The sequence below is a fragment of the Nonomuraea sp. C10 genome (assembly GCF_008017515.1).
Classification (GTDB): domain Bacteria; phylum Actinomycetota; class Actinomycetes; order Streptosporangiales; family Streptosporangiaceae; genus Nonomuraea; species Nonomuraea ferruginea.
This window is the reverse complement of sequence record NZ_VPFF01000001.1, coordinates 6,095,524-6,113,704: the sequence shown is the minus strand read 5'-3', so window position 1 is coordinate 6,113,704 and position 18,181 is coordinate 6,095,524. Positions and strand designations below refer to the sequence as shown.

The following is an 18,181-nucleotide window of genomic DNA, read 5'->3' as shown; positions in this document are numbered from 1 at the left end:
GGCGGGCCATGGTTGACAGACTGCCAGGAAGATCAGCGGATCAGGTCCTCCTCGCGGAACTCCCGCGCCGGGCTCTGCTCGCGCAGCTCCACCCGGCGGATCTTGCCCGAGATCGTCTTGGGCAGCTCGGCGAACTCCAGCCTGCGCACCCGCTTGAACGGGGCCAGCTCGCGCCGGCAGTGCTCGAAGATCGACCGGGCCGTCTCCTCGTCGGGCTCGGCCCCGGGCGCGAGCGTCACGTACGCCTTGGGGACGGCCAGGCGCACCGGGTCGGGGGCGGGCACCACGGCCGCCTCCGCGACGGCGGGATGCTCCAGCAGCACGCTCTCCAGCTCGAACGGCGAGATGCGGTAGTCGGAGGCCTTGAACACGTCGTCGGTCCTGCCCACGTAGGTGATGTAGCCGTCGGAGTCCCGGGAGGCCATGTCACCCGTGTGATAGTGCCCATCGCGCATCGCTTCACTGGATCCGGCGACATATCCGGACATGAGGCCGAGGGGGCGGTTCTCCAGCGGGATGCAGATCTCCCCGTCGTCCCCCGGTTCCCCGGTCTCCGGATCGAGCAGCACGATCTCGTACCCCGGCAGCGGCCGCCCCATCGAGCCCGGCCTGACCGGCTCACCCGGGACGTTGCCGATCTGCGCGGTCGTCTCCGTCTGTCCGTAGCCGTCCCTGATCGTGAGGCCCCACGCCTTGGCCACCTGGTCGATGATCTCCGGGTTGAGCGGCTCGCCGGCGGCCACGGCGGTGCGCAGCGGCAGCCGCCACGCCGCCAGGTCCTCCTGGATCAGCATCCGCCACACGGTCGGCGGCGCGCAGAAGGTGTCGACGCCCTCGTCGCGCAGCACCCGCAGCAGCTCGGCCGCCGAGAAGCGCTGGTAGTCGTGGACGAGCACGGTCGCGCCCGCGTTCCACGGCGCGAACACGTTGCTCCAGGCGTGCTTGGCCCAGCCGGGCGAGGACACGTTGAGATGCACGTCGCCGGGCCGGATGCCGATCCAGTACATGGTCGACAGGTGGCCGGCCGGATAGGAGGCGTGGGTGTGCTCGACCAGCTTGGGCTGCGAGGTCGTGCCGGAGGTGAAGTAGAGCAGCAGGGTGTCGCCCGCGTGCGTCGGCCCGTCGGGCGTGAACCTCTCGGCCGCCTGGGAGGACTCGTGGTAGGGCAGCCAGCCGTACGCGTCGCCGACCGCGATCCTGGTGTAGGGGCCGCCGCCGAACTTGCCCGCGTCCTCGGCGTTGGCGATCACGTGGGACACCCCGCCGCGCTCGATCCGCTCGGTCACGTCCTTGCGGGTCAGCAGCGTGGTGGCCGGGATGACGACCGCGCCCAGCTTCATCGCGGCCAGCAGCGACTCCCACAGCTCGGGCTGGTTGCCGAGCATGAGCAGGATCCGGTCGCCTCGCCGCACGCCCTGCTCGTGCAGCCAGTTGGCCACCCGGCTGGAGCGCACGGACAGCTCGGCGAAGGTGTACGAGACCCTGCCGGTGATCTTGAGGGCGATCCGGTCGGGGGTCTCGGCGGCCAGCACGCCGTCGAACCAGTCGAGCGCCCAGTTGAACTCGCCCAGCTCCGGCCACCGGAACTCCCGGCGGGCGGTGGGGTAGTCGGCCTGGAGCAGGAAGTCGCGCGCGGCTCGGAAATCGCTCATGCTCCGGATCCTGCTACGCCGTCAGCCTCGCCTCAAGGCCATCGAGCACCGCCGCGAGTCCGAAGGTGAACATCATCTCGCGCGACTCCCTCAGGTCGGCCGGCTTGCTCTCGCGCATCCTCTCCAGCAGGTCGGGGTGGGCGGCGGCGGCCCGCTCGACGGCCTCGCGCATGCTGTCCTCGTCGAGGGGGTCCCTGGCCATCGCCTCGTTGTAGGCCACTTCGGGGATCGTGGTGCCGAACACGAAGGCGGTCAGGGTGGACGCGGCGTAGTCGATCTCCAGCCCCCGGAACCCGGCGTCCTTGAAGGCCCGGGTGAGCCGGCTGGTGACCTCCAGCGCGTTGGGCCCGAGTGCGGGCGTGCGCCCGATGAGCCCGGCGGACCAGGGATGGCGCAGTATCACCCGGCGCATGCTGTGGGCGAAGGCGCCGGCCGTCTGGCGCCACCACTTCGTCTCCTCCGGCGGCGGCACCGTCATCTCGCCCCAGATCTCGTCGTAGACCAGCTCCAGCAGCTCGCGCTTGTTGGCCACGTACCAGTAGAGGCTGGTCGCGCCCGCGTCGAGCTTCGCGCCGAGCTTGCGCATGCTCAGCCCGTCGAGCCCTTCGGCGTCGAGCAGCTCCACCGCGGCGCGCACGATCTCCTCGCGGCTGCGGCCCGGGCTCTTGGCGGGCCGGGGGTCGCGCGCCCACACCGAGGAGAACTGCTTGCCGGTCATGCTTCCAGATTAAATCCTCTCGCACACTGTACGGGTTTCCTCGTACAGTGTGCGAGTGGAATCGAACGCTGTGCGAGATCCCCGTCGCTGGTGGGTGCTCGCCGTCCTCTGTCTCTCGCTGATGGTGCTGTCGGTCGACGGCACGATCCTCAACCTGGCCATCCCCTCGCTGATCGAGGAGCTCGGGGCCACTCCCTCCGACATCCAGTGGATCCTGGACGTCTACGTGCTGGCGTTCGCGGGGCTCCTGCTGACGGCGGGCAGCCTGTCGGACCGGTTCGGCCGCCGCAGGTTCCTGATCATCGGGCTCGCCCTGTTCGGCGGGGCGTCGCTGGCGGCCGTCTTCGCGGCCGAGCCGTGGCAGCTCGTCGCCGCCCGCGCGCTCATGGGCGTCGGCGGGGCCATCCTGATGCCGTCGACGCTCTCCATCCTGATGACCGTCTTCGACGCCGAGGAGCGCCGCACCGCCATGGCCGTCTGGGGCGGGGTGGCCATGGTCAGCGTGATCATCGGCCCCACGCTCGGCGGCTTCCTGCTGCAGAGCTACTGGTGGGGCTCGGTCTTCCTGATGAACATCCCGATCGCCGCGCTGGCCATCGTGGCCGCGCTGGTCCTGATGCGGGAGACGCGGGGGCCGGCGCGCAAGCTCGACCCGGTCGGCGTGGTGCTGTCCAGCGTCGGGCTGACGGCCGCCGTGTACGTCATCATCGAGCGCGAGCTCGACTGGGGGATCATCGCGGTGGCGGTCGTCTCGCTGGTCGCCTTCGTGGTGTGGGAGCGGCGGCGCGAGGAGCCGATGCTGCCGCTGTTCCTGTTCGGCAACCGCAACTTCAGCGGCGCGTCGATGTCCATCCTGCTGATGTCCTTCGGGGCGGGCGCCGTGATGTTCATGCTCACCCAGTACCTGCAGTTCGTGCTCGGGTACGAGGAGGTGGTCGCGGGGCTGGCCATGCTGCCGTACGCGGTGGCGGCGGCCGTCTTCAACGGGATCGGCGCCGGGCTCGGGAAGAAGGTGAGCAACCGGGCGCTGGTGAGCGGCGGGCTCCTGATCATGGCAGGGGGGTTCGCCGTCATGGCGACCACCACCGGCTACCTGCCCCTGCTCGTCGCGCTGCTGGTCATGGGCGTGGGCGGCGGGCTGGCGGGCCCGTCCGCGTACACCTCGCTGATGAACGCGATCCCGCTGGAGCGGGCCGGGGTCGGCTCGGCCATGAACGACACCGTCCAGCAGGTCGGGCTGGCGCTGAGCATCGCCGTGCTGGGCAGCGTGCTGGCCGAGGTCTACACCGGTCAGATGCCCGTCTCCGCGCCCGAGGCGGCCAGGGAGTCCATCGGGGTGGCGATCCAGGCGCCCGCCCTGGCGGACCAGGCCGGTGCGGCCTTCACCACCGCCATGCACGTCGGGTCGTGGGTGGGCGCCGCGTTCTGCGTCGCCGCGGCGGTGGTCGCCGCCGTCCTGCTGCGCCCGCTCGCGCCCACCGAGAGCCCCGAGCCGGTGACCGTCTAGATCGCATCCCCCACAGGGCGGAACCCCGCGCCGGGCCGGCCGGCGCGGGGCTCCGTGAGTGCGCCTGACCTTACGGGCGCTGCGGGCGGTTGGTCATGTGCTCGGCGGTGCCGACATGCTGCTTCTGCTTGCGCATGCCGGCCAGGCCCAGCAGCCCCAGCAGGCCGAGCAGGCCCCACAGGCCGGCGTTGCCGCCGCCCTGGTCCTGCTGCTGAGGTGCGGGCGACGGGTTGACCTGGCTCTGCGCGACGGGAGCGGCGGGAGCCTCCGCCGTCGCGGCCGCGGCCGGGGCGAGCGTCAGAAAGAAGGCCAGCCCCAGGCCCGTGAGAGTCTTGCGCATTGGGTTCCCCCGATCCGGCGGTCCCTCGACCTTCGAAGACCGCCTGTCGCGTCTCCCGGCCTTGTTCCCGGAAGGCTTCCCCCTGATGGGGCGGATCTTCGTATTCCCTGCTAGACGTAGCCATACCATCTCGCTCCATGATGAAACCTCTGCTCCCGGCGGCCGACACCTTGTAAGAGGATTCCGGCGTACGGCGACACCTTGCATTTGGGGACCTGTGGGGATTGCGGCGATACTCAAGACATGTCCGAGCTTCTCGCGCGCCACAGGGCCGTCATCCCCACCTGGGTCGGCCTCTACTACAACGACCCCATCGAGATCGTCAGCGGCAAGGGCAACCGCGTCGTCGACGCCGACGGCAAGAGTTATCTCGACTTCTTCGCCGGAATCCTGACCAACATGATCGGGTACGACGTCCCCGAGGTGCGCGAAGCCGTCGAACGCCAGCTCGCCACCGGCGTCGTCCACACCAGCACCGTCTACCTGCTGCGCGGGCAGATCGAGCTGGCCGAGAAGATCGCCCGCCTGTCCGGCATCCCGGACGCCAAGGTCTTCTTCACCAACTCGGGCACCGAGGCCAACGAGACCGCCCTGCTGCTCGCCACGTACGCGCGCAAGAGCGACCAGGTGCTGGCCATGCGGCAGAGCTACCACGGCCGCAGCTTCGGCGCCGTCAGCGTCACCTCCAACAGGTCCTGGAAGAACAACTCCCTGTCGCCGCTCAACGTGCACTTCCTGCACGGCGCCGACCAGCATCTCGCCCAGTTCAGGGGCATGTCCGACGCCGACTACATCGCGGCGTGCGTGGACGACCTGCGGCACGTGCTGTCGACCGCCGTCTCGAACGACGTGGCCGCCCTCATCGCCGAGCCCATCCAGGGCGTCGGCGGCTTCACCATGCCCCCGGACGGGCTGTTCGCCGCCTACAAGGAGGTGCTGGACGAGCAGGGCATCCTGTTCATCTCCGACGAGGTGCAGACCGGGTGGGGCCGCACCGGCAGCGCGTTCTTCGGCATCCAGAACCACGGCGTGACCCCCGACATGATGACCTTCGCCAAGGGCCTGGGCAACGGCTTCGCCGTCGGCGGCGTCGTCGCCCGGGGCGACCTGCTGGACGCGCTGCACGCCGCCGGCGTGGCCACGTTCGGCGGCAACCCCGTCTCCATGGCGGCCGCCAACGCGACCCTCGACTACGTGCTCGACCACGACCTGCAGGCCAACGCCGCGAGGACCGGCAAGATCATCATCGACGGCCTGCGCGCCGCCGCCCAGCGGCTCCCCGTCGTCAAGGACGTGCGCGGCAAGGGCCTGATGTTCGCCGTCGAGCTCGACACCCCGGCCCAGGCCGCGAGGTTCATGGAGGAGACCAAGAAGGCCGGCCTGCTCGCCGGCAAGGGCGGCCTGCGCGGCACCGCCATCCGCATGGCCCCGCCGCTCACGATCTCGGTCGACGAGGCCACCGAGGGGCTCGGCATCATCGTCAACGCACTCGAAGTCATCAACGCGGAGGCAGCGCAGCAGTGAAGGCAGTCAAGCACTGGATCGACGGAGCTCTCACCGACGGCGACCCCCGCACGTCGGAGATCTTCAACCCCGCCACCGGCGAGGTCAGCGGCACCGTCGCGCTGGCGTCCGTGGCGGACGTGGACGCGGCCGTCGCCGCCGCCGCGGCGGCCTTCCCCGGCTGGCGCGACACCTCCCTGGTCAAGCGGGCGCAGGTGCTGTTCAAGTTCCGCGAGCTGATGTACGCGCACCGCGACGAGATGGCGGCGCTGATCTCCGCCGAGCACGGCAAGGTGCACGGCGACGCGCTCGGCGAGGTGGCCCGCGGCCTGGAGGTCGTGGAGTTCGCCTGCGGCATCCCGCACCTGCTCAAGGGCGGCTTCTCCGAGGGCGTCTCGACCCGGGTCGACTCCTACTCGATCCGCCAGCCGCTCGGCGTCGTGGCCGGCATCACGCCGTTCAACTTCCCGGCCATGGTGCCGATGTGGATGTACCCGATCGCGATCGCCTGCGGCAACGCGTTCATCCTCAAGCCGTCGGAGAAAGACCCCTCGGCCTCGCTGCTCATGGCGCGGCTCTGGAAGGAGGCCGGGCTGCCCGACGGCGTGTTCAACGTCGTGCAGGGCGACAAGGTCGCCGTGGACCGGCTGCTGGAGCACCCCGACGTGCGCGGCGTCTCCTTCGTCGGCTCCACCCCGATCGCCAGGTACGTCTACGAGACCGGGACCGCCCACGGCAAGCGGGTGCAGGCGCTCGGCGGCGCCAAGAACCACATGCTCGTGCTCCCCGACGCCGACCTCGACCTGGTGGCCGACTCGGCCGTCTCGGCGGGCTTCGGCTCGGCCGGCGAGCGCTGCATGGCCATCTCGGTCGTGCTGGCCGTCGACCCGGTCGGCGACGAGCTGGTGCAGAAGATCGTCGAGCGGGTCGAGCGGCTCACCGTGGGCCCCGGCGACGACCCCGCCTCGGAGATGGGCCCGCTGGTGACCGGGCCGCACCGCGACAAGGTCGCCTCCTACCTCGACCTGGCCGTCGAGGAGGGCGCCAAGGTGGTCGTGGACGGCCGCGAGACCGCGGTCAAGGGCGGCGGCAAGGCGTCCGAGACGCCCGGCTTCTGGCTCGGCCCGACCGTGCTCGACCAGGTGAAGCCCGGGACGCGGGTGCACACCGAGGAGATCTTCGGCCCCGTCCTGTCGATCGTCCGCGTCTCCTCGTACGAGGAAGGCCTGGAGATCATCAACGGCGGCGAGTTCGGCAACGGCACGGCCGTCTTCACCAACGACGGCGGCGCCGCCCGGCGCTTCCAGAACGAGGTGGAGGTCGGCATGATCGGCGTGAACGTGCCGATCCCCGTGCCGATGGCGTTCTACAGCTTCGGCGGCTGGAAGGCCTCGCTCTTCGGCGACACGCACGTGCACGGCACCGAGGGCGTCCACTTCTACACCCGTGGCAAGGTCATCACCTCTCGCTGGCTGGACCCGTCGCACGGCGGGGTGAACCTCGGATTCCCCACCAACAAGTAAGGCGCCGGGGCGGGCGGCGACGATCACCGCCCGCCCCCGGTAGGCTCCAGGGCGTGATCCGCAGCCGTCTGCCCGCGCTGGCCCTCGCCCTGACGGCGCTGGGCTGCACGGGCGCGGCCCAGCCCGCCCAGCTCACCCCCAGCCCGACGGCGAGCCCCACGACGAGCCCCACGACGAGCCCCACGCCCGAGGCGAGCCCCACGCAGAGCGACGGCACGCTGCAGATCCTCGCCTACCGCGGCTACGCCGAATACGGCGGCATCAGCCCGCAGGCCAACTGGACCGGCACGTTCGAGAAGGCCACCGGCTGCCGGCTGGCCCGCATCGACACCGTGCAGACTCCCGAGGAGATGTCCGCCAGGCTTCGCACACGCGCCTACGACCTGGTCGCCGCCGGGCCCGTGGTGGCGGCCGAGATGATCGAGGCCGGGCAGGTCCAGGCCATCGACACCGACCGGGTCGAGGGCTACGACGACATCCCCGAGCGGCTGCGCGACCTGCTCACCGTCGGCGACACGGTCTACGGGGTGCCGTTCCTGTGGGGCTACCACGAGTTCCTGTACGACACGCGCCGGACCACGGGCGGCGATCTGGCCGACGTGTTCGGCTCCGACCGGGTCATGCTGCGCGACAGCCCGCTCACGCTCGCCGACGCGGCGCTCGCGGGCGGCGCCGCAGATCCGTTCGAGCTCGACGCCGAGCAGTTGGAAGAGGCGGCCGGGCGCCTGGCGGCCCCGGAGGAGCGCACGCTCTGGGCCAACCAGCTCGACCTGGTCAAGGGCTTCGCCACCGGCTCCGTCGACTACGGCCAGGCCACCCCTCACCTGCGCGAGCTGCTGGTGAAGGCGCGCCTGCCGGTCAAGGCCGTGTCCGCGCGCAAGGTCACCGGCTGGGCCGACTCGTGGCTGCTCGGCGCCGGGGTCACCGCCACCGACTGCGCCTACCGCTGGCTCGGCCGGATGATCGAGCCCGGCACCCAGCGCGACGCCGCCGCGTGGAACGGACTGGCGCCCGCCAATACCAAGGCGTGCAAAGGCCGTGCCAGAAGCGTCTGCGAGGCGTACGGTGCCACCAGGTCCCATCGGCTGGACCGCGTGGTGTTCGCCACGCGCCCTCCGGGGGACTGCCTGCCGCCGAAGGGGGAGTGCACCGACTACGCCGCCTGGTCGCAGCGGTGGCGCGAGCTCATCGAGTAGCGGGGCCGGCTTCCGCCGCCCCGCGTGACCATGCCGCGGGCGCGCCCAACCCCCGCTGGGCGCGACCTGCTGAGACGCCCCGGGCCTTCCCCCCGTCCCGGGGCGTCTCGCCGTCCGCGGGCCTTCAGCGGGTGGGGAAGGCCACCACCGTGGCCAGAGGGGCGGGGACCAGCGCCTCGGCGCAGTCGGCGCACGCCATCGCCGTCGTGTCGTCGGGGAAGCGGCCCACGCGCACCCTCGGGCGCGGCCATCTCTTGTAGCAGACCACGCAGGCCTCGCCGTCGCGCTGGGCGCTCGTCATGCCCTCAGGGTCGAACGTCAGCATGTCCGGTGCCGTTCTGGTGGGACCCCAGTTCATCGCGCTCCCCGCAGAGGTCGCCCGTCCTCGTGTCGGATCCGTTATAACCCCGGTCGGATCCGTGATCGTCTAGTTCCGTGTCAAGTAAGGGTGAATTCTCTACCCAAGACGCCTGCTTTACACCACAAAATCGGGCATCCAGCTACAAGCCGGATGCCCGATTCATGGGTATATCAGAGGGCGGCGACCGCCTTTTCGAGGATCCCCAGGCCCTCCTCCAGCAGGTGCTCGGGGATGACCAGGGGCGGCAGGAACCGCAGCACGTTGCCGTGCGTGCCCGCGGTCAGCACCAGCAGGCCCTCGGCGTGGCAGCGCTTGACGATCTCCTGGACCGCCGCCGGGTTCGGCTCCTTGGTGCCCGGCACCACCAGCTCGACCGCGATCATGGCGCCGCGCCCCCGCACGTCGCCGATCACGTCGAACCGCTCCTTCATGGCGTGCAGCCGGGGCAGCATGATCTCGCCGATCCTGCGGGCCCTGGCGACCAGGTCCTCCTCGGCGATCGTCTCCAGCACCGCCAGCGCGGCCTCGCAGGCCAGCGGGTTGCCGCCGTACGTGCCGCCGAGGCCGCCCACGTGCACCTTGTCCATCAGCTCCGCCCGGCCCGTCACCGCGGCCAGCGGCAGGCCGCCCGCGATGCCCTTGGCGGTGGTGATGATGTCGGGCACGATGCCCTCGTCCTCGCAGGCGAACAGGGTGCCGGTGCGGGCGAAGCCGGTCTGCACCTCGTCGGCCACGAACACGATGCCGTTCTCGCGGCAGAACTCCGCGATCCGCGGCAGGAATCCCTTGGCCGGCTCGATGAAGCCGCCCTCGCCGGCGATCGGCTCGATCACCACGGCCGCCACGTTCTCCGCGCCGACCTGCTTGTTGATCATGTCGATCGCCTCGGCCGCGGCCTCCTCGGCGCAGTTCTCGGGCCCCGTCGGCCAGCGGAACGGGTAGGCCAGCGGCACCCGGTACACCTCAGGGGCGAACGGGCCGAACCGGTGCTTGTACGGCATGTTCTTGGCCGTGAGCGTCATCGTGAGCAGCGTGCGGCCGTGGTAGCCGTGGTCGAACACGACGACCGCCTGGCGGCCGGTCGCGTGCCTGGCGATCTTGACCGCGTTCTCCACCGCCTCGGCGCCGCTGTTCACGAGGAACGTGCGCTTGTCGTGGTCGCCCGGGGTGAGCTCGTTCAGCTTCTCGCAGACGGTCACGTACGACTCGTACGGGGTGACCATGAAACAGGTGTGGGTGAAGTCGGCGACCTGCTTGCTGACCCGCTCCACCACCTTCGGCGCGGCGTTGCCGACGTTCGTCACGGCGATGCCGGCGCCGAAGTCGATCAGCGAGTTCCCGTCGGCGTCCTGCAGCACGCCGCCGCCGGCGCGGGTGACGAAGACCGGCAGGGTGGTGCCGATGCCGGGCGGGACGGCGGCCTGCTTGCGGGCCAGCAGCTCCTGCGATTTCGGGCCGGGGATCGCGGTGACGACGCGCCGCTCCTGGGGAATGCTCATGCCTCCGACGGTACGGTGACCGCCGACCACTCCCGATACGTCGATATGTCACACTGAAGGTGCTTGTCTCGCCTGAATGGATAAAATTCGGATGGCACCATCGTTGCAGGTCGTGGCCCGTCGGACCGGGCTCCGCCTGCTCGCCGGACCGCCCGACCGCGACGTGCGCTGGGTCGCCGTCAGCGAGTTGGAGGATCCCACGCCGTTCCTGGAGGGCGGCGAGCTGGTGCTCACCACCGGGATGCGGCTGACCCACGACTTCGCCCGATATGTCGGGCGGCTGATGGCGCGCGGGGTGGCCGGGCTGGGCGTCGCGGTCGGGCTCACCCACGACGAGGTGCCGCCGGCTCTGGTCGAGGCGGCCGGCGCGGCGGGGCTGCCGCTGCTGGAGGTGCCCAGGGAGACGCCGTTCATCGCGGTCACCAAGGTGGTCAGCGAACTGCTGGCGGCCGAGCAGTACGAGGAGGTCACCCGCGCCTTCGCCGCCCAGGGCCGGCTGACCCGCGCCGCCCTCCACCCCGACGGCACCCACGCGGTCATCGACCGGCTGGCCAAGGAGCTGGGCGGGTGGGCGGCGCTGTTCGACGACGCCGGCGAGCCGCTGCACGCCACGCGGGGCGCCAAGGTCCGCACGGTGGCGGCCGAGATCAGGCGGCTGCGCGGCGGCCGGGGGCCCGCGGCGGCCCGCAAGGACGGGGAGGCGGAGCGGGCGCCCGCCACGCTGGCGCTGGCGTGGCCCGGCGAGAACGTCGTGGTGCAGCCGGTGGGCGGCGGGCCGCGGCCCCGCGGGTTCTTCGCCGTCGGGACCGCGCGGGCCTTCACCCCCGTCTCCCACACCGTCGTCAACGCCGCCGGGTCGCTGCTCACGCTGGCCCTGGAGCAGGGGCGGGCCCACCTCGAAGGCGAGCGCCGGGTCCGGGACGCGGTGCTGCGGCTGCTGCTGTCCGAGCGGCCGTCGGCCTTGCCGGAAGCCCGTACGGTCCTCGGTCCCCTCGGTCCGGCTCTCCCCGGCGAGCCCTTCGTGGTCCTGGCCGTCGGCGAGGACTCCCTGGAACCCCTGGAACCCCTCGCCTTCACCGCCCGCCTCCTCACCCCGGACGATCGGCGCGGCACCTCAAAAGGCGACGGGCCGGGCCGTGCTCCGGCGGGGGGCCTGCGGGTTCCGGATGAGGGGCAGGGTGTTGCTTCCGGGCCAGACGATCGGCGCGGCACCTCACAGGGTGAGCGGCCGGTTGTGGGGGAGAGCGGTGGACGGGATGCTGCCGCGTCCGGGCGGCGTGATGTGCCCGGGGTGCGGGCGTCCGTGGGGGAGAGGGCCGCAGGGGCCGGTCGGCACTCCGGCTCGGGTGAGGGGCGGCGTGATGTATCAGGGGCGCGTTCTCTCCCGACCGAAGAGATGCGCGACGCCTCCGTGCGGGGTGGGGGTGAAAGGGCGGCGGTCTCCGGGCGGGGGAGTGGGGGAGGTGTCGTGGTGGTGCTTGTGGACGAAGGGTCGGAGGGGGAGGTCGTCCGGGCGGCCGGTGGGGGTGTCGGGATCGGGGGGCCGTGTTCGTACCGGGAGGTGCGGGCGGGGGTGGAGCAGGCGCGGCGGGCCTACGAGCACGCCGGGGGGCAGGTGCTCAGGTTCGGCGAGCTGGCCGGGCAGGGGCTGATGGCGCTGGTCGAGCCGGAGGCGGCGGGGGCGTTCGCCGCCGCGCTGCTGGCGCCGCTCGCCGCGTACGGGTCGCGGGCCGATCTGGTGGAGTCGCTGCGCGCGTACCTGGAGAGCAACGGTCACTGGGACGCGGCCGCCCAGCGGCTGGGCGTGCACCGGCACACGCTGCGCTACCGGATGCGGCGCGTCGCCGAGCTGCTCGGGCGCGACCTGGACGACCCGGGGGTGCGGGCCGAGCTCTGGTTCGCGCTGCAGGCGGCCGGCGGCAGGTCCTCGAACGGCGCGGCGCACCCCTGAGGAGCTGTCAGTCCTTGTCGGCCGCGTAGTAGGCGATCGTCGCCTGGGTGACGGCTTCGTAGCTGGTCGCGTCGCGGAGGTGACCCGAGCGCTCCAGGCTGATCGCGCCCTGGGCGGCCGCCCACAGGGCGTCGGCGATCTTGCGTGGCTGGGTGGGGCCGAGGTAGCCGGCGGAGATGCAGTCGGAGATCACTCGGTCGAGGATGTTGAGCGCCGCCCTGGCGAGGGTCCTGGCGCGCTCGCTGGGCTCGAAGCCGGGGATCGCCCGTTCGAACATGAGGCTGTAGTAGCCGGGCTCCGCCAGGCACGCCTGGCGGTAGGCGGGGACGAGCGCGTTCAGGTACTCGAAGGGGTCGCGGCGCTGCGGCACCCGCTCCAGCAGGCGGCGGAAGCGCTCGAATCCTTCGAGGTAGAGCGCCTCGGCCAGGCCTTCACGGTTGCCGAACATCGTGTAGACGACGGTGGTCGTGCAGGCGGCCTCGGTGGCGATCCGGCGGATCGTCAGGCTGTCGGGCCCGTCGGCCACCAGGACGTTGACCGCGACGTCGAGCAGCCTGGAACGGAGCTCGTCATGGTTGGCCCGCTCGCCCTGCAAGTAGGCGCCCTGAAGCCCAAGCGGCGCCGAGGAGGTCATGGGCCCACGCCTTTCTGCCGAGGGCCCGCCGCTCTGGGAGACCCGCATCGATGACTTAGCCATGGCGGAGATCGTTCAAACCGCTTCGCATGCTAAACATCCCGAATTAGGCCTACTTCTGTTACAAGCCGGGTATACCACCAGGTTGTACATGACGGCAGAAGCCGCCCGGCGGTCTTGTGCACCCTGGTGCAATTCCCCCGCGCGGGGCTTGGCATAACGTCGGAGGCATGGACGTGCGTACCTTCTGGCTCGCAGGCCGCCCCGCCACAGGCGACGCCGAGCTCACCGTGACCAATCCCGACGACGGTCGCGAGGTCGGCCGGGTCTCCGTGCCGACAGATGCCCAGGTGGAGGAGGCCGTCGCCGCCGCCAAGGCGGTCGCGCGCGAAGCCGCCGCGCTGCCGATCCACGTGCGCGCGGAGGCGCTCGCCCACGTCTCCCGGCGACTGGCCGAAAGGTCCGACGAGATCGCCCACCTGATCACGGCCGAGAACGGCAAGCCTATTTTCTGGGCGCGCGGCGAGGTGAGCCGCGCCGTCTCCACCTTCCGCTTCGCCGCCGAGGAGACCCGGCGCTGGTCGGGCGAGGTGCAGCGGCTCGACACCGAGCCCGCCGCCGCCGGCCGGATGGCCTACGTGTCCCGCGTCCCGTACGGTCCGGTGCTGGCGATCACGCCGTTCAACTTCCCGCTCAACCTGGTCGCGCACAAGGTCGCCCCGGCCATCGCCGTCGGCGCCCCCGTGGTGGTCAAGCCCGCCCCGGCCACGCCGCTGTCGTCGCTGGTGCTGGGCGAGATCCTGGCCGAGACCGAGCTGCCCGCGGGCATGTTCTCGGTGCTGCCGGTCGCCAACGAGCGGGCCTCCGGCCTGGTGCTGGACCCGAGGCTGCCGGTGGTGTCGTTCACCGGCTCCGCCCCCGTCGGCTACGCCATCGCCGACCAGGTGCCGCGCAAGCACGTCACTCTGGAGCTGGGCGGCAACGCCGCCGCCGTGGTGCTGGCCGACGCCGACCTCGACTGGGCGGCCCGGCGCGTCGCGCTGTTCTCCAACTACCAGGCCGGTCAGAGCTGCATCGCCGTGCAGCGGGTGATCGTCGAGCGGCCGGTGTACGACGACTTCGTGGCGAGGCTGCTCCCCGCCGTCGCCGGGCTCGTCGTCGGCGACCCGGCCGACGAGAAGACCCAGGTGGGGCCGCTGGTCTCCGAGGCCGCCGCGGAGCGGGTCGAGGAGTGGGTGCGCGAGGCCGTCGAGGGCGGCGCCCGCGTGCTGGCGGGCGGCACCCGTGTGGGCGCCACGTTCGCGCCCACGGTGCTCGCCGACGTCCCCGCCGACGCCAAGGTCTGCCGCGAGGAGGTGTTCGGCCCCGTCATGGTGCTGCAGCCGGTCGACTCGGTGGACGAGGCCTTCGCCGCGGTCAACGACTCGGCGTACGGGCTGCAGGCCGGGGTGTTCACCAGGTCGCTCGACACGGCGTTCCGGGCCAACCGCGAGCTTGAGGTCGGCGGCGTGATCATCGGCGACGTGCCGTCCTACCGGGCCGACCAGATGCCGTACGGCGGGGTGAAGGACTCCGGCGTCGGGCGCGAGGGCCTGCGCGCGGCCATGGAGGATCTCACGTACGAGAAGGTCATGGTGCTGACGGGGCTCAGCCTCTGAGAGACGGGCGCGGGCCCGGCCTTCAGGCGCGCTCCGCGGTGTGGAAGAGCTTCCTGGCGGGCTCGCCCAGGATGGGGCCGTACATGGTGCGGCGGTCGTCGCTGTACTTGAAGCTGCTCACGGACGTGATCGTGCCCCTGCCGGTGGACGTGTCGAAGCGCGTCAGCCACGGGCCGCCGCTGGAGCCCGCCGTCATGTCGCAGCCGAGCCCCTGGTCGTGGGTGTCTCCGTAGGGGTCGTCACGCAGGCGGCCGGCGCAGTAGACCAGGTGCCGGCCGTCGTAGGGCGGGTCGGCCGGGTAGCCGAAGCCGATCGCGTGGCCGCCGCGCGGGGCGTTGAAGGCGATGTCCTGGACGCCTACCACGTCGGCCACGTGCCGGCCGCGTGAGGGGGCCAGCGCCACCATGCCCACGTCGTAGCTGTCGTCGGAGCCCCGCGACCAGGGCCCGGCCACGAACATGCGGCGCGCGGTCCACTGCCCGTACGGCTTGGCGCCGTTCGTGCCGTAACCGGGGACGAACGTCCAGTTCTTGGCCCAGGCGCCGGAGCCGTCCTTGACGCAGTGGCCGGCGGTGACCACGACGTCGCGGTTGCGGCTGCGCACGGTGCTGGCCGAGCAGACGAAGTCGACGCCGTTCATGGTGAGGAAGACGCGGCCGGTGGTCCTGGCCACCGCGCCCCCGACCGCCCAGCGGGAGCCGGAGGTCTGGGCCAGCGGGCGGGCCGACTGGTGGCGGGCCTCGGCCCGCGTGCCGCGCCGGGGCGGGACCAGGCGGACGTCGCCGCCGGTGACCCCGGGGGCGACGCCGAGGCCGGTGCCGCCGGTGAGGCCGCTCAGCAGGCCGCCCTCGGTGACCAGACCGGGCAGGTCGATGGGCAGGGCGTTGTCCATGCGGTCGGGGGTCCAGTAGGAGAGCACGCGCAGGTGGTCGGCCGCGCCGCGGGCCGCGATGTGCTCGACGACGTCGGCGGGCGCCGGGGCCTCGGGCAGGCGGGTGGCCGCCGCGGGCGGCGGCGGGACGACGCTCGAGTGTCGCTCGGGAGTCGCCCCGACGAGGGCGGGGCCCAGCAGGCCCGCGACGAGGGGCGCCGCCGCGAGCAAGGGGGTGCTCAGGGTCATGCCCACCGAGTGTGCACCACGAGATGTGTCCTTGCGGCTACTTTCCGTGAAATTCCTCATGGCGGGTCGCGGGTTCTGTGCGCGGGCACGTGCGGTGTCGGGGGACAATGGACGGGTGCGCGCACCGACCCTCCGCTCCGTCACCGTCCTCGGATCCACCGGCTCCGTCGGCACCCAGGCCCTCGACGTGATCGCCGCCAACCCCGACCGGTTCAGGGTCGCCGGCCTCGCCGCCGGGGGCGGCAGGGCTGACCTGCTCGCCCGCCAGGCGGCCGAGTCCGGGGCCGAGGTCGTCGCCGTCGCCGATCCCGCCGCGGTGCCCGCGCTGCGCGAGGCGCTGGCCGCGCACGGGGCGAGCCCCGAGGTGCTCGCCGGCGCCGACGGGGTCGCCGAGGTGGCTGGCCGGCCGTGCGACACCGTGCTCAACGCCATCACCGGCGCGCTCGGCCTGACCTCCACGCTGGTGGCCCTGGAGGCCGGGCGGATGCTCGCGCTGGCCAACAAGGAGTCCCTGATCGTCGGCGGGCCGCTGGTCAAGCGGCTGGCCAGGCCGGGTCAGCTCGTGCCGGTCGACTCCGAGCACTCGGCGCTGCAGCAGTGCCTGTGGGCGTCGGGGCCGCGGGGCCACGATCCCGGCGCCGTCAAGCGGCTGGTCGTCACCGCCAGCGGCGGCCCGTTCCGCGGCCGCACCCGCGCCGAGATGACCGGCGTGACGCCCGAGATGGCCCTGGCCCACCCCACCTGGTCCATGGGCCCGGTGATCACCATCAACTCGGCCACCCTGGTCAACAAGGGCCTGGAGGTGATCGAGGCCCACCTGCTGTTCGACCTCGGCTTCGACCGGATCGAGGTCGTGGTCCACCCGCAGTCGATCATCCACTCGATGGTCGAGTACATCGACGGCTCGACCATCGCCCAGGCGAGCCCGCCCGACATGCGGCTGCCCATCGCCCTGGCGCTCGGCCACCCCGAGCGCGTCCCCGCGGCCACCCCGCCGGTCGACTGGACCAGGGCCCACACCTGGACCTTCGAGCCGCTCGACGACGCCGCCTTCCCGGCGGTCGCGCTGGCCCGCCACGTCGGCTCGGCGGGCGGCACCGCCCCGGCCGTCTACAACGCGGCCAACGAGGTGTGCGTGGAGGCGTTCGTCAAGGGCGGGCTGCCGTTCCTCGGCATCGTCGACACGGTCGCCAAGGTCGTCGAAGAACATCAGGTCACCCCGGCCGGCTCCGTCGAGGAGGTGCTCGCCGCCGACGCGTGGGCCCGCGCCCGTGCGGCGGAGCTCACAGCCGGGCAGTCCCGCTAGCTCCCTAGACTGGGAAGCGTCGTCGACACACAAGGGTTGAAATGTCTCCTGTAGCACTCGGCATCCCCACGGTCCGTCCCAAGCCGCTCGCCGAACGCCGACACTCCCGCCAGATCATGGTCGGCGGCGTGCCCGTGGGCGGTGACGCGCCCGTCTCCGTGCAGTCGATGACCACCACCGTCACCGCCGACGTCAACGCCACCCTCCAGCAGATCGCCGAGCTCACCGCGTCCGGCTGCCAGATCGTCCGGGTGGCCGTGCCGTCCCAGGACGACGCGGAGGCGCTGCCGATCATCGCGAAGAAGTCGCAGATCCCGGTCATCGCCGACATCCACTTCCAGCCGAAGTACGTCTTCGCCGCCATCGAGGCGGGCTGCGCGGCGGTGCGCGTCAACCCGGGCAACATCAAGAAGTTCGACGACAAGGTGGGCGAGATCGCCAGGGCCGCCGCCGAGCACGGCGTGCCGATCCGCATCGGGGTCAACGCCGGGTCGCTCGATCCGCGGCTGCTGCAGAAGTACGGCAAGGCCACGCCCGAGGCGCTGGTCGAGTCGGCGCTGTGGGAGTGCTCGCTCTTCGAGGAGCACGGGTTCCGCGACATCAAGATCTCGGTCAAGCACAACGACCCGGTCGTCATGATCAATGCCTACCGGCTGCTCGCGGCCCAGTGCGACTACCCGCTCCACCTCGGCGTCACCGAGGCGGGCCCGGCCTTCCAGGGCACCGTCAAGTCGGCGGTGGCGTTCGGCGCGCTGCTGGCCGAGGGGATCGGCGACACCATCCGGGTGTCGCTGTCGGCGCCTCCGGTGGAGGAGGTCAAGGTCGGCACCGCCATCCTGGAGTCGCTCGGGCTGCGCGAGCGGGGGCTGGAGATCGTGTCCTGCCCGTCGTGCGGGCGCGCCCAGGTCGACGTCTACACGCTGGCCGACCAGGTCCAGGCCGGGCTCGAAGGGCTCAAGGTGCCGCTGCGGGTGGCCGTGATGGGCTGCGTCGTCAACGGCCCAGGCGAGGCGCGTGAGGCCGACCTGGGTGTGGCCTCGGGCAACGGCAAGGGCCAGATCTTCGTCAAGGGCGAGGTCATCAAGACCGTGCCGGAGTCGCAGATCGTCGAGACCCTCATCGAGGAGGCCCTCCGCCTGGCCGAGGAGATGGGCGTGGCGGTCGACCTCGACGACGACGCTTCCGGGCCCGAGGTCGTCGTGCGCTGACCCCG

The 18,181-nt window shown here is 71.9% G+C and carries 15 protein-coding genes; 8 read left to right on the top strand and 7 right to left on the bottom strand.

Going from position 1 to position 18,181, the window contains the following annotated elements; all coding sequences use genetic code 11:
* Positions 1-32: 32 nt before the first annotated feature.
* Positions 33-1,652 carry an AMP-binding protein gene (locus FR742_RS28010; RefSeq protein WP_148033712.1) on the bottom strand — a complete coding sequence of 540 codons (1,620 nt, stop codon included), beginning with the start codon at positions 1,650-1,652 and terminating at the stop codon, positions 33-35.
* Positions 1,653-1,665: 13 nt separating this feature from the next.
* On the bottom strand, positions 1,666-2,370 hold the full coding sequence (locus FR742_RS28005; RefSeq protein WP_148033711.1) for a TetR/AcrR family transcriptional regulator C-terminal domain-containing protein: 705 nt from the start codon (positions 2,368-2,370) through the stop codon (positions 1,666-1,668).
* 70 nt (positions 2,371-2,440) lie between these two features.
* Here FR742_RS28005 and FR742_RS28000 point away from each other — a divergent pair, with 70 nt between their 5' ends.
* Positions 2,441-3,877, top strand: a complete 1,437-nt coding sequence (locus tag FR742_RS28000; RefSeq protein WP_261808780.1) for an MFS transporter — start codon at positions 2,441-2,443, stop codon at positions 3,875-3,877.
* 70 nt (positions 3,878-3,947) lie between these two features.
* Here the strand turns inward: FR742_RS28000 and FR742_RS27995 are convergent, their stop codons facing one another.
* Positions 3,948-4,217: a WGxxGxxG family protein gene (locus tag FR742_RS27995; RefSeq protein ID WP_148033709.1), complete on the bottom strand. Its 270-nt coding sequence runs from the start codon at positions 4,215-4,217 to the stop codon at positions 3,948-3,950.
* 243 nt (positions 4,218-4,460) lie between these two features.
* Between FR742_RS27995 and FR742_RS27990 the strand changes: the two genes are divergently transcribed.
* From FR742_RS27990 to FR742_RS27980, 3 genes are read left to right on the top strand one after another with little or no spacing between them, the layout of a single operon-like run.
* Complete coding sequence (locus FR742_RS27990) at positions 4,461-5,741, top strand: aspartate aminotransferase family protein (protein ID WP_148033708.1); 1,281 nt, start codon at positions 4,461-4,463, stop codon at positions 5,739-5,741.
* Positions 5,738-7,243 carry a CoA-acylating methylmalonate-semialdehyde dehydrogenase gene (locus FR742_RS27985; protein WP_148033707.1) on the top strand — a complete coding sequence of 502 codons (1,506 nt, stop codon included), beginning with the start codon at positions 5,738-5,740 and terminating at the stop codon, positions 7,241-7,243. The genes FR742_RS27990 and FR742_RS27985 overlap by 4 nt, the downstream gene beginning before the upstream one ends.
* A 53-nt stretch (positions 7,244-7,296) precedes the next feature.
* On the top strand, positions 7,297-8,439 hold the full coding sequence (locus FR742_RS27980; protein ID WP_148033706.1) for an extracellular solute-binding protein: 1,143 nt from the start codon (positions 7,297-7,299) through the stop codon (positions 8,437-8,439).
* A gap of 124 nt (positions 8,440-8,563) precedes the next feature.
* Here the strand turns inward: FR742_RS27980 and FR742_RS27975 are convergent, their stop codons facing one another.
* On the bottom strand, positions 8,564-8,797 hold the full coding sequence (locus tag FR742_RS27975; RefSeq protein WP_261808779.1) for a hypothetical protein: 234 nt from the start codon (positions 8,795-8,797) through the stop codon (positions 8,564-8,566).
* Positions 8,798-8,970: 173 nt separating this feature from the next.
* Positions 8,971-10,299, bottom strand: coding sequence for a 4-aminobutyrate--2-oxoglutarate transaminase (gabT, locus tag FR742_RS27970; protein ID WP_148033705.1), 1,329 nt, complete (start codon positions 10,297-10,299; stop codon positions 8,971-8,973).
* Positions 10,300-10,390: 91 nt separating this feature from the next.
* On the opposite strand from gabT, the gene FR742_RS46035 reads away from it, so the two are divergent.
* Positions 10,391-12,250 carry a PucR family transcriptional regulator gene (locus FR742_RS46035; protein WP_261808778.1) on the top strand — a complete coding sequence of 620 codons (1,860 nt, stop codon included), beginning with the start codon at positions 10,391-10,393 and terminating at the stop codon, positions 12,248-12,250.
* A 7-nt stretch (positions 12,251-12,257) separates the two neighbouring features.
* Here FR742_RS46035 and FR742_RS27955 read toward each other — a convergent pair whose 3' ends face one another.
* Positions 12,258-12,884, bottom strand: coding sequence for a TetR/AcrR family transcriptional regulator (locus tag FR742_RS27955; RefSeq protein WP_148033704.1), 627 nt, complete (start codon positions 12,882-12,884; stop codon positions 12,258-12,260).
* Between the two features lie 230 nt (positions 12,885-13,114).
* On the opposite strand from FR742_RS27955, the gene FR742_RS27950 reads away from it, so the two are divergent.
* Positions 13,115-14,542 (top strand): aldehyde dehydrogenase family protein, encoded by a 1,428-nt coding sequence (locus FR742_RS27950; RefSeq protein WP_148033703.1) that lies wholly within the window; start codon positions 13,115-13,117, stop codon positions 14,540-14,542.
* A gap of 22 nt (positions 14,543-14,564) precedes the next feature.
* On the opposite strand, the gene FR742_RS27945 is transcribed toward FR742_RS27950, so the two are convergent.
* A complete protein-coding gene (locus tag FR742_RS27945) occupies positions 14,565-15,662 on the bottom strand; it encodes a serine protease (protein ID WP_148033702.1) in 1,098 nt (365 codons plus the stop codon).
* 115 nt (positions 15,663-15,777) lie between these two features.
* Between FR742_RS27945 and dxr the strand changes: the two genes are divergently transcribed.
* Both dxr and ispG read left to right on the top strand, forming a co-directional pair.
* On the top strand, positions 15,778-16,968 hold the full coding sequence (gene dxr / locus FR742_RS27940) for a 1-deoxy-D-xylulose-5-phosphate reductoisomerase (protein WP_261808777.1): 1,191 nt from the start codon (positions 15,778-15,780) through the stop codon (positions 16,966-16,968).
* Between the two features lie 41 nt (positions 16,969-17,009).
* Positions 17,010-18,176 (top strand): flavodoxin-dependent (E)-4-hydroxy-3-methylbut-2-enyl-diphosphate synthase, encoded by a 1,167-nt coding sequence (ispG, locus tag FR742_RS27935; protein WP_148033700.1) that lies wholly within the window; start codon positions 17,010-17,012, stop codon positions 18,174-18,176.
* Positions 18,177-18,181: the final 5 nt, after the last annotated feature.